Origin of the sequence: Shewanella marinintestina (genome assembly GCF_023283845.1) — a bacterium.
Lineage (GTDB): Bacteria > Pseudomonadota > Gammaproteobacteria > Enterobacterales > Shewanellaceae > Shewanella > Shewanella marinintestina.
In genome coordinates, this window is record NZ_JAKILC010000010.1 from 143,408 (window position 1) to 155,390 (window position 11,983).

General features: G+C 41.4%; 10 protein-coding genes. 4 read left to right on the forward strand and 6 right to left on the reverse strand.

Annotated elements, in window-relative coordinates:
* The first annotated feature begins 604 nt into the window (after positions 1-604).
* Complete coding sequence (locus tag L2747_RS12795; RefSeq protein WP_248999412.1) at positions 605-4,231, forward strand: Ig-like domain-containing protein; 3,627 nt, start codon at positions 605-607, stop codon at positions 4,229-4,231.
* 92 nt (positions 4,232-4,323) lie between these two features.
* On the opposite strand, the gene L2747_RS12800 is transcribed toward L2747_RS12795, so the two are convergent.
* The 3 genes from L2747_RS12800 to L2747_RS12810 form a co-directional block, all read right to left on the reverse strand.
* Positions 4,324-4,734, reverse strand: coding sequence for a MerC domain-containing protein (locus tag L2747_RS12800; RefSeq protein WP_248999413.1), 411 nt, complete (start codon positions 4,732-4,734; stop codon positions 4,324-4,326).
* Positions 4,735-4,923: 189 nt separating this feature from the next.
* Positions 4,924-5,412 carry a DUF6985 domain-containing protein gene (locus tag L2747_RS12805; RefSeq protein WP_248999414.1) on the reverse strand — a complete coding sequence of 163 codons (489 nt, stop codon included), beginning with the start codon at positions 5,410-5,412 and terminating at the stop codon, positions 4,924-4,926.
* A gap of 213 nt (positions 5,413-5,625) precedes the next feature.
* The gene (locus L2747_RS12810; RefSeq protein WP_248999415.1) at positions 5,626-6,060 is read right to left on the reverse strand and encodes a hypothetical protein; all 435 of its coding nucleotides are present in this window, start codon (positions 6,058-6,060) and stop codon (positions 5,626-5,628) included.
* 200 nt (positions 6,061-6,260) lie between these two features.
* Here L2747_RS12810 and L2747_RS12815 point away from each other — a divergent pair, with 200 nt between their 5' ends.
* The gene (locus tag L2747_RS12815) at positions 6,261-6,953 is read left to right on the forward strand and encodes a transposase (protein WP_248999416.1); all 693 of its coding nucleotides are present in this window, start codon (positions 6,261-6,263) and stop codon (positions 6,951-6,953) included.
* A 451-nt stretch (positions 6,954-7,404) separates the two neighbouring features.
* Positions 7,405-7,656, forward strand: a complete 252-nt coding sequence (locus L2747_RS12820; RefSeq protein ID WP_248999417.1) for a hypothetical protein — start codon at positions 7,405-7,407, stop codon at positions 7,654-7,656.
* Between the two features lie 206 nt (positions 7,657-7,862).
* Here L2747_RS12820 and L2747_RS12825 read toward each other — a convergent pair whose 3' ends face one another.
* Positions 7,863-8,351, reverse strand: coding sequence for a DUF6985 domain-containing protein (locus L2747_RS12825; protein ID WP_248999418.1), 489 nt, complete (start codon positions 8,349-8,351; stop codon positions 7,863-7,865).
* A gap of 411 nt (positions 8,352-8,762) precedes the next feature.
* Positions 8,763-9,740 carry a transposase gene (locus L2747_RS12830; protein WP_248999419.1) on the reverse strand — a complete coding sequence of 326 codons (978 nt, stop codon included), beginning with the start codon at positions 9,738-9,740 and terminating at the stop codon, positions 8,763-8,765.
* 340 nt (positions 9,741-10,080) lie between these two features.
* Here L2747_RS12830 and L2747_RS12835 point away from each other — a divergent pair, with 340 nt between their 5' ends.
* On the forward strand, positions 10,081-11,181 hold the full coding sequence (locus L2747_RS12835) for a hypothetical protein (RefSeq protein ID WP_248999420.1): 1,101 nt from the start codon (positions 10,081-10,083) through the stop codon (positions 11,179-11,181).
* A gap of 119 nt (positions 11,182-11,300) precedes the next feature.
* On the opposite strand, the gene L2747_RS12840 is transcribed toward L2747_RS12835, so the two are convergent.
* A complete protein-coding gene (locus tag L2747_RS12840; RefSeq protein WP_283107282.1) occupies positions 11,301-11,792 on the reverse strand; it encodes a GGDEF domain-containing protein in 492 nt (163 codons plus the stop codon).
* Positions 11,793-11,983: the final 191 nt, after the last annotated feature.

Below are 11,983 nucleotides of genomic sequence, written 5' to 3' on the forward strand. Positions count from 1 at the left end.
ATCTCACCGAACCATTTCTCAGCAATTGAAACTGTGTTTGAAGGAATAATACCAATCAGTATAAGAAGTTGATCTACTCAGAGCGATTCAATTGTTCAAACATATAATGATTTATTAAATTAGCGTTTTCAAAAACGCTATTTATATATACAGCTTATAAATTTTACATAGCTCATTAAGCTATTTATAAACATCAATCTTTCATACCGCTACGAGTAAACACACCCACTCAATTTCAGTCATAACACTCAACATTTTCGCGTCAAAAGCAAAGTCAAAATTCCGACTTAAGTCAATAACTTAACGAATCAAACAGCAACTGACTCTTATTTATTCTATTGAGCTTGAAGGCATTAAAAACTGAGTGTATTACAAACATCTACCTGATATCTTCGCCGGGAATGTGTTTCCTATATTAGCTATTCACATGGCTATTTACCCAGCGTCCTTAATCATGTTTTTAGCGCTATAGGCAACGCATTTTAAATCGATAACAGAATGTGTTGGTTATGAGCTAATCAATTTACAGTCCATCTATAACGCATCTCTTAAATAATTAGTCCGTTTATCTGCACCGATAAATGAATAAAAGAAGATCTAAATCTTGATAAAAATAAATAAAATAACTGTCGCTTTAACTAGCGTAATGTTCAGTGGTTATCTGTATGCAGCTGACGCAACGTTAACATCGAGTGTTATCACTTTTGTTCCGGGAGAAACAAAAGTTCAAAATGGCGATATGGTTGCCTTTAATGGTGAATGCTTTATTGCTAAAAACAACCCAGGCGTTTGGGAATCACCAAAAGCAGGCTCATGGTTTTGGGATGCCAGCGAATGCTCGGGCGAGCCTGCGCCAGATCCTGAGCCAGAGCCTGAGCCTGAGCCGGGCGACATTATTGCCTTTATTCCAGGCCAGACCAAGGTTAACAACGGCGATATCGTCTCTTATGCTAACCAGTGCTTTATTGCTAAAAACAATCCAGGCGTATGGGAAACCCCAAGCGCTGATTCATGGTTTTGGCAGTTAACTGAGTGTTCAAGCGAACCGGGGGAGCCAGATCCTGAGCCAACCGAGCTAGCTATTCAGGCGCCAGTTGCAGGCCAAATACTAAGCCTAGATACAGCAACAGCGATCCAAGCCAAAGTTGTTGGTGAATTAGCAGCTAAAGTCGAGTTTTGGGCTAACAACCAAAAACTATCGCAAAAAGCCGTTAATCCAAGTCAGAGCATGTATTCGCAAAGCTGGACACCGACTGCAGCAGGCAGCGCGACAGTTAAGGTATTTGTATTCGATAAAAATAACCAAAAAATCGAACAGCAAGCTGTTGTTGTAACAGTAAAAGATGAGACGGAAGAAGATTTTACAGCACCAGCGGTGAGATTCATAACTCCTAACAATGGTGCCATCTTTAATGAAACAGACACCGTCGCTATTGCAGTTAATGCCACCGATGTTGATGACGATTTAACGAAACTGGTGATTAAAGCCAATAACGCACAAATATGTTCGTTTAACGCAACCAATGCAACGACTTATGCCTGTAACTGGCAGCCGACTCAAGCGGGTAATGTTAGCCTAAAAGCGATTGCTACCGATGCTGAAGGCCTGTCTTCAACCGTAAATGTAAGCATTGCTATTGAAGCGGAAGAAGAGTTCACTGCGCCAGTGGTTAAGTTCATCACCCCAAGCAATGGCGCAAGCTTTAATGATAGCGAAAGCATTGCCATTTCAGTTAACGCCACCGACGTTGATGAAGACTTAAGCAAACTAGTTGTTAAGGCTAATAACCAGCAAATTTGTGCATTCGACGCGGCTAACAGCCAAGTGTTTAGCTGTGATTGGCAGCCGACACAAGTAGGTAGCATCAACCTAAAAGCGATCGCTACCGATGCTGAAGGCCTAACTGCCATAAGCAATGTAAACATCACCATTGAAGAAGAGATTATCGACCCACCAGTGACCCCACCAGGTGGATTGTGTGCTGACTTTAATGTTTACCCAGACTGGACCCGTGGCGACCATGCAACCGGTGGCGACATTATGGTGCATAACAACATCGCTTACTCGGCAATATACTGGACGCAAACCCTACCAGGTAGCGATGCCTCATGGGCGCTACACCTAAATTGTGATGGCACCGAGCCTGGCACTGCGCCACTACTTTCACTGCCAAACCCAATGGATCCTGTGCGTTTAGAAGTGGCTGGCTGGCCAAATACCTTAGTGGTAGCAAGCCCATCAACTTCAGCTCCAGTGACATTGACGCTGGAGACCAGCAACAGCGCAGATCTGACTAATGTTAACAAGCTAACAGCAAGCTTTGTTTCAATCATGGAGCAGGCTACACAAGCAGAATCTGCATCAATCATTATTAGCAGTGATGTGCTTGATAAAGCCACTCAAGATACCGCGCTAGCAACTAGCACTATTGCGGTGAAAGATGCGCTAATTAAGGCGATGGATATCACAGGTAATAGTATTGATCTTGATGATATCAACGCACTGAGCAATGACTTAAAAGGTTGGGCGCAAGCGCATCAGTTAATTATTGCCACGCTTGCACCGCAAGCGACTTACGGTTGGTCGTTAACCATTGGTGATTTTGCTTTCGATACTCACTCTGGTCGCCAATCAGTTTGGGATGAAGCCTCAGTATTTACTGCAGACTTACTCAATAAGCTTGAGCTATATAAAGCTGATGCAGCCAACAAAGCAGACTTCGTCGCTTTCACTAAATCTGACGCAACAGCCGCGTTATCAAGTGAGCAGTGGCACAACGCCCTAGAGTACGTTAAGCAAGTCACTGACTTTGTTAACACGCCAGCGATGCTAGCGCAGATCCCAACAGCGCAAGCGGCAAACTACTTTATGGGCAATCACACAAGTAAGCCACAGCTTCGTAAAGCAGCCTTTAGCAACGTATTTGCCATTTTGTTTGACCAAGACTCCGAGCAGTTGAGCAGTAAAATCGAGCAATACCAAGCAGCGAAAATGCCGCTGTACTATGTGGGAGAATCGACAGAAAATGGCCAGCTAACTATCATCGACGCATTGAATCGTGAATTAGAAAATGCCGAAGATAGCATGAACAACACAGCCTTCTTATATGAAACGCCGCAATCACAATGGGTGCCTTCTACTGTTTATAAGTGGGCTGACTTCATGACAGGCTTGAATGCAATGCATAACGTTGGCGTTGCAGGCAACAAGTTCTGGTTACTTGATGAAAGTGCAGATGATGCCACTAACATCAAATACGCCAAAGTGGCGATTGCGGCTTTCTTAGCACAAAGTATGCAAGAAACCATTCGCTACAATGCTTGTGATGAGAACAACTGGGCAGAGATTAAGTACGGGGCACCTACTGATTACCCAATGTCAGCTAGTTGTGGCCAACTTGAGCAGAAGTACGCAGATTACGGTGTCAATCCAGAGTCAGGTTTAGACCATGCTTACTCTTGTCCACGTGATAACAAGATGGAAGTGAGCGCGTTAACGCATGCTAAATGGTACGGTGCGCCAGCGCCAGTATTCGCCGCGCCAAACTCTGTACTTGAAGAGCGTGGCTTATTGGTTAACGGCAATGTGGGTCGCTGGACCAACAACGGTCACTGTAATGATGTACCGACCTCTGTTGATACCTCTAAGCAAGTGTGGGAGCGTGACGACTGTAAAACTTACGTTGACCAAAAAGCCGGTAAGTTTATTTGGGATGGCAGCAGCCAAGAAAGTGTTGAAGGCTGTGGTTGGTGGGGTCGTGGTGTGATTCAAACCACTGGTCGCCAAAACTTCGGTACCCTAAACCACTACTTAGGTCGTTCACACGTTGACCCAGCAACTGTTGGCCAAACCATTGACGGCGTAACGGTTGAAGCGCCACCAGCGAACCCGCTATACGCCGAACTCGATTTCTGTTCAAATCCAGGCTTAATTTGTAGCTCTGAAGAGAACCGCGAAATCAAGTGGATTGCTGGTCTATTCTACTGGGTAACCTCAGTACAAGCTTACCCAGATGAAAACGGCCAGTACGGTAACTGGAACTACCACAACGAACTGAAAAAGTATGTTGAAGGTGGCATGAAAGGCACTGACTTTATTGATGATGTGTCTGGCATTGTTAACCGCGGTTGCCCTGACTTAACCTGTTCAACCGGTGATGTGCATAACGTTAAAGAGCGCCGCGAGAACTTTAAACTAGTGCTAAAACAGCTAGGTTTAACGCCGCAATAAACGTAAAAGCTCATTTTTGTTAAAAATAAAACCAGTCAGCGCAAGCTGACTGGTTTTATCTTATATGGGGCAAGCAATATCAAAAAGAGGTATTAATTCTCAGTTTTAGCATTGTCACAAGAGTCACTGCGGCAAAGTGAATAGTTACGCCAATGTGCAACAACCAACAAGCAAGTTGCAGCTAAAGTCGCTAATTTCTCACCAGTTTCACCTAAGAAGTCATGTCCAAAAACCGCGCTAACAGCAAGGCCAACAATACCGAAAAAAGCTAACACTAATACCTTAGGATCTTTATGGCGAGTACAACCCATTAATACCGCAATAGAGCTGGTTGGAATAACAAACCACACCATCAACATATGATAAAAATGATCACCTACAGGCATTGCAAGTAATGACGGGAATACGACTAATAACACAGGCCCAGCGATACAGTGTAATGCGCATAATGCAGAGGCTGTAATAGCCAGGCGATCGAGTAAAAGTTGTGCTGACTTATTCATAATCTGTTCCCAATGTCATAATTGTACTTAGCAGCTCAAAAAGCTACGGCTATTAAATAATTGCCGCAGCAACATATCACTAACAACATTAGCAAACAATAAACTAGCCGTGATTAGCCGTAAGATTTACAAACACCAGCAGCTTTTACTCACACCACTATTGTGCACAAAACCGAGCTGTACAGACGGTTATAGCGAGCGATACACAACCTGCTCAAATCCTTGCGAAATAACTTTATCCCCTTGGATCACAATACCGAAGCCGTGTTCTTCGTCCCAAGCACATTCAAAAATCATCCCTAGCGCATTTTTGTCTGGGTGGTGTAAAACAAACGCAGAGAGTTGCATTAACTTAAATATATCCCCAGCCTGCATATCAGCTTCGCTTACCTCGCCAACACGTGTTGGGTAAGTTTCTGAATCTTCATCGAACACGTCGAGAAACTCAGACTCTTCAAGTAGCTCTTGATAGTTTTGCTTAACGTAGTCGCAGACTAGCGTATAAATACGCTTTTCATTATCAATAAACCATTGCTGCATGGTATCAGTAATAGACAGGTCTTCTTGAGTGAGAAAACCAACATTGCCGTAAGCTTTAAAATCATGCCAAGCACTCAGATCTGTCGCACCTTGATGAAGTTCTTCACCTGCTTCCCAAGTAATGTTCACTGCTTTCATAATCGCCTCGTAAAAGCGAAAATTATATTAGTAATAACAGCGCATTAATATGCTGTTAGAGCACAAATTAACACTAACCTCAGGCAACAAGGTTATACAGTTACTTCTAAAGCAGGAGGATTCAGCAGTGGAGTAATCTCCAACCTCTTCAGTAGCAAAATACACATCACTAATACACATAACAGCCAGCCAACATATCATTCGCCAAAAAACCTAGCTTTTACTTGCTCCTTTCACCTCTACCTCGTAAGCAAAGCCATGGCTGCCGTCATAGTAAAACTGATCAGCCTTGCGTAGTTCAACATTCAGTCCCTCGCTACGAGCATATTCATAGGCAGCTTCAATAATCCCCATGTGGTTAGCATTGGTGTGGTGGTTTGGAATAATTGACCAATCCTTATCCATAATCAGCACTCGATTATCATCTGAGGTGCGCGGCATATGAATCGCTATCTCAACTCCATTCGATGCCTTAAACGAAGCTTTGGGTGTGGTATGAAATTGCATTGAAGTATTAAGTGATTTAAACGTCGCGACAACAACTGGTAAAGGCGCCGCTTGGGCAGGCACAGAAACCGCCATAGAAGCCATTAAAATAGCGATTGCAGACAATAAGGTTTTAGTAAAAGATGCTTGAGCTAAGTTCATAGTATTCCTCGAAAAGTGACTGGTTATTAGTAACTAGTTGATGAAATACATATTAGCGAGCACAGCATTACTACGCTTCTATAAGAGAGTTAGTGAAGCCTTAAAAAGGTAAAAGTAAAGGTGAAAAACGAGGGCAGAGTAAACTAAAATTATTCACCTATACTCATTAACATAGTGAACATTGCAAAGGGAACTTGCACATGTCTAGAAAACCGAGAGCCAACCCGATAGGCATACCTCAACATATCATTCAACGCGGCAACAACCGCCAAGCCTGCTTTACTTCAGAACAAGACTTTATTGCCTATACCGCCTGGCTAAAGGACTACGCCAAGAAATTTCAGGTGGAAATCCATGCTTGGGTATTTATGACAAATCATGTCCACCTACTCTGCACACCACGAGAGAACAATGCTATAAGCCAAATGATGCAGTCTCTTGGGCGACAGTATGTCAGGTATTTTAATTACACTTATAAACGCTCTGGAACACTATGGGAGGGGCGATATAAGTCTTGCTTAGTACAAGCTGAAGACTATCTACTGCAACTATACCGCTATATAGAGCTCAATCCAGTTAGAGCAAATATGGTCGATGATCCTTGTAAATATCAATGGTCTAGTTACCAAGTAAACGCCTTAGGCAAAGCTTCCACACTATGTACGCCTCACCTAGCTTACCTTGCTATTCATCCTAACGATAAAACCCGACAAACATGTTATCGAGCCCTATTTAAACATCACCTAGACACAAAAATGATTGAGGATATTCGACAAGCAACCCACAAAGGCATGGCAATCGGAAATGATAAATTTAAAGATGAAATTGAAAAAATAACAAACACAAACATGAGACCACAGAAAATGGGGCGGCCAACAAAGCCAACAGCATAAAGTTTACTCTGACCCCACTTATTGGCGTATGGACTTCTTTTGATAGTGATACCACTGAAATAACCGCTTTCGTTCCCACTCTGTTAAGTGGCTATATTGCTGTCCCATAACACCCTCCTAATCTTTTAAAAAAAGTATAGGTGGTGCACTTCTAGGTTGAACGTGGCAGGTCTACAAACATGCCATTAACGATGGGTGTCTATGATTGGTTTTTTAATTGTTACAAAGCAGATTTCAACCATAGCAACATGGCTTGTTCATCAATGTAAATAAGCCTATTTCTAATCCATCAGCCAAATTTGAATTTCTGTAATTCCTACAGGATCGTAAATAACCGTTTTATCATTTAAGCCATGATGAGAAGCCAAGGAGCCTGCCTATTGCGCTGTCTACTCAGCACTCGGCAATCCTCCTATAAACACTATTTTGCCGATAGGCACTAAGACTAAAAATGCCGTTGATAAACTTACACAATGCTTTTTCATCTCAAATATCGCCAATCTTCGCCACCGCGTTGGGCATATTCGCTCACTTTGAGATACTCGATATTTCACAGGCCTATTTAGGCACTGTTGCGTTGATTTTCATCCATAGCTTTCGGGCTAGGCGAGGCAAATTGGAAGAGCGAAAACCCAGCCACCACAGCCGCGATTTTCAAGAAAACATCAAAGCAGAGGATAAAGAAAATGCCATTAACGACTAGTGTTATTTTTAGCTTACAGTGGCTTGCCGTCGTCATTTTTTACCTTGCGCTCATTTGGACTATGAGCGATTAGCCGTGGCGTGTGCTTAAAGAGTGAAAGTGAGAGGCAGATCTAGGTCATATGGTCAAAACGAACAGACAAAAAACAAATGGAGCCTGAAGAGGCCCCACTTATTTGCTATTTAGATTGAGCGCGATGGTGAGCTTTATACCCCTCTATACGCGACTTGGGCACCATCTTGAGAAATGACTTTATCCTCTTGGATCACAATACCAAAGCCATGCTCTTCATCCCAAGCACATTCAAAAATCATCCCAACTGCATTTTTGTCTGGGTGATGTAAAATAAATCCGGACAGCTGCATTAACTTAAAGATATCCCCAGCCTGCATATCGGCTTCGTTCACCTCGCCGACACAGGTTTCGTAAGATTCTGAATCTTCGTCAAATACATCTAGAAACTCAGAGTCTTCAAGCAGCTCCTGATAGTTTTCATTAACATAATCGCAGACAAGCGCATAAATACGTTTTTCATTATCAATGAACCATTGCGTCATGCTATCGGCAATAGAAAGGTCTTCTTGGGTGAGAAATTCAACACTACCGTAGGCTTTAAAATCATGCCAAGCATTCAGCCCCGTTGTGCCTTCATGAAACTCTTCACCTTCTTTCCAAGTAATATTTATTGTTTTCATAATAGACTCGTAAAAAGAGAAGATTATATTTGAAGTGATTTCTTATTAATGTGAGAAAAGTGGGGTCAGAGTAAACTAAAGTTATTTGAGAAAAGCGGGGTCAGAGTAAACTAAAGTTATTCATCTATACTCATTAACATAGTGAACATTGCAAAGGGAACTTGCACATGCCTAGAAAACCGAGAGCCAAACGAAAGCCAAGCCACCCATTATTAATCAACAACCTACTCGCCTATGACTACGATTTGCAGCTAAGCATCGATAATCAGACTTCTTGCTTCTTGTTAGGGGAAGTTAGGAAGTAAAAACGACGAAAAAGCAGGGATTCAATTGAAAATTGACGAGTTATAGACAAAGTAAAACAACCCATAGTGTCATTCTATAAGTTAGAAAAAATGATATTTGAATGGCTTAGCTTGCTGATAGGTACTGACAACTACCGACAAAATGCCGTCGTCGCTTTTCTAGATGCTCACAATAGTGAGTTAGTTCCTGTAGTGACCCCACAGGACCATGGAATAACTTGCCAAACTCTGACGTGATTTTAATCCAATTATCAATTGGTATATTAAGTCGATTTAAAATGTTATCTACTTCAGAAGAGATTGCACCGCGCTTATCATTACGTATGATGCGCCCCGTTTCATCTACTAGCATTAAATAGTCTTGCAGTGAGAAGTTAATCCCTTTTGGCTGATGCTTTCTTTCATTGCCAATGAAAGAAAGTAATTTAGCAGGCTGCTTTCCTTTAAGTGCCGCATTTACCCTTAATTGCAAACTGGTGTAATCTGACTTTTCAGGCGTTTTAGCCATCTTGGCTCGAATAGGATTGAGTTCAACGTACGCCATACAAGCAAGTACAGCCGCTTCATCAAGTAATGCTTGGCTCTTGAAGCGCCCCTCCCAAAAATGGCCTGTACACTTATCTTCATAGTTAGCTTGTCGTGCAATGGGTTCATTCAGACAACGCATAAACCAACTGATGTCACACAAGCGCGAACGATAGGTCGCTATTCGCTGCTTGAGTAATGCAACCATACACTCGTCTATCACTTCACCTTTAGCAAACTTCTGTGTTAAATCAGTACCATTAAACAGCTTATGCCATTGCTCAACCACTTCCCTATCTGACCAACCATTCACCGTATCAAGGTCGATATAAAGCACAACATGCAAATGGTTACTCATCACTGCATACGCAGCTACGTCTATCGCAAATACCTCTGTTAACTTGAGAATTTGCGCTTCTACCCAACTTCGACGATGGTCATAATTCTTACCTGTATATTTATCATCACCGCACAAAAAGGCACGTCGAACTACACGACTACAACAGTGATAATAAGGCGTATCTTCCAAGCTAATCAGTGTACTTCTAGGACGGGGCATAACAACCTCCTACTTCAGCAATAACTAAAGCTTAGTAAGAGGTCTACAAACTGCCATTAATATTGAGTGTCTTTGGTTTGGCTACATAAATGTCATTGAAGGCGTAAGGAAATATACTGATTAACGCGTAGCAATCGAAAGTGAAAAATTAAATAGGCACAAATACCAAAGTTCAAAAAATAATCTGCCCTTCAAAACACAAAAAACCAAGTTTACTCTGACCTCTCACTTAAAACTACAAAGAATTGGAGCCCTTCTACACAAGCAGAATTAGTTTGCTTTGTTCAACTAATTTAACAGACATCAATATCTCGTTTTAACTATTATGGAAGTCAATACTATGAATACTTTCAACAGAAATCTTAACGTAAATACAAAAAAATACACGTTAATCTTGATAAGCATACTTTTATTATTTTCAAACTTTGCCAGCAAAGAGGCTTTAGCTGCAACTTCTTATGCAAAGCCAGCAGATGCAATACCCGTCCTAAAGATAACAACACATAGAACGCCTTTAACTGATGACAATAAAATTTATGCAAATGGTCTCATGCAGTCCCCCTTAGCTATTGAATATAAATTGGGTTCCGACTTCATCAACCCTCGGTTTTTAATCAAAGAAAGATATACGCATAATTTACTGCCACTTGATGGGTGGGATGTTGAACATGAATTCAACAGACTTCCCCACTTTATCAGCAATATTGGTGGAAAAATTAGAAGAGGTAAAAAACCGCCTCTAAGAACCAATCCTGTTAGATTATTTTATATTACTAATAACACAGGGCGCTCCGATAAAATCGATGTATGTGTAGAGCTAACCGTTACTAATAAAGTCACTCTTGGCGAGGTAACTCGTGATACATGTGATAATGAGGAAAAGAAAAATAACGCTGTTACCATCCATACATTGATTCCAGTGATCTATCCGACTGAAACCTTTTCTTTAACCCTAAAGCACCAAGAACAGAAAGATAAATTCAACAAAAAACTATACATTAGATACTACGAATTAGCATCAAAGACCACGAATAAGTTCACATTAGTAGACCCTAAACGAATCAATATCAGAAAACCTAATTCTGCTGGAGACGTTTACTCAATGCCTTATGTAGCACCCCTGAGAGTGTCGCAAGGAGATCGTCTTTTTTATGTTGAAGCCCTTAAAAACGAAACGAATAGTTATCGCCGTCCAGATTATGTAAAAGATACAACTAACTTTAGGTTGAATACTAAAAACGCCACATTAGTCAAACCAATAGTTAAACTTGCAGCGATGTACGGAAAAGAAATGCCTCAAAATATTTGGCCATCATCAACAAAAAAACAATTATCCAACTCTATGACGATACGAGTAATTGACCAATACGGTAATCCAGTCGATCTAAACTTAACCATAAGTGGTTGGTACTTATACTTTGGGAATAAGTTAATATGGTAAAAACACCAATTCCAGCTGACATTTACTACCCGCAATAAAAAAATAGCCACCCTGTTCTGGGTGGCTAAAAAGTAAAAATGGGGGGCAGAGTTTGGCTACTCCACACTGATTTTCGCATCCTATCCCTGCAATATTTCAACCCTATTTCTGCCACGAGTCTTCGCATTATATAAAGCTTGATCCGCTCGATTAATTAACGCCTCAAGAGTATCGTCAGCTATCAATGTAGTAACACCAAGGCTGACCGTAACGTGTGGCCCTTCAGCAAAACGATGTTGCTCAATAATTGCTCGACATGCTTCAGCCAAATCTATTGCGTTATCTAAATTAGTTTCAGGGCACAAAATTAAAAACTCTTCCCCTCCCCAGCGTCCGGCGGTGTCCAGTTCACGAGTATTATTGGTCAATATTTCAGAGACTTGAATTAAACATTTATCTCCAAAAAGATGACCATAATTGTCATTCACTTTTTTAAAATGATCGAGATCTGCCAAGATAATACTTAGCGGATACTTAAGACGTCTGCATCTTTCAATTTCACAGTTAAGTCTAGTATCGAGCTCTAACCTATTAGCTAACCCTGTCAGCACATCAGTCTTAGCCAGCTTCAATGCTTTTTCTTCAAGTAACTTTTGAGTAGTAATATCCGTCGATATTCCTAAAATTCCGATAATTTCATTTGGGTCAGCATCTGGTAAGCCCCTAGAACAGTAGACACTTCATAGAGTTATAATGAACCAAAAAATATGAGGTGTTACATGCGCGGAAAACGTTATCCCGATGAGTTCAAAATTGAAGCTGT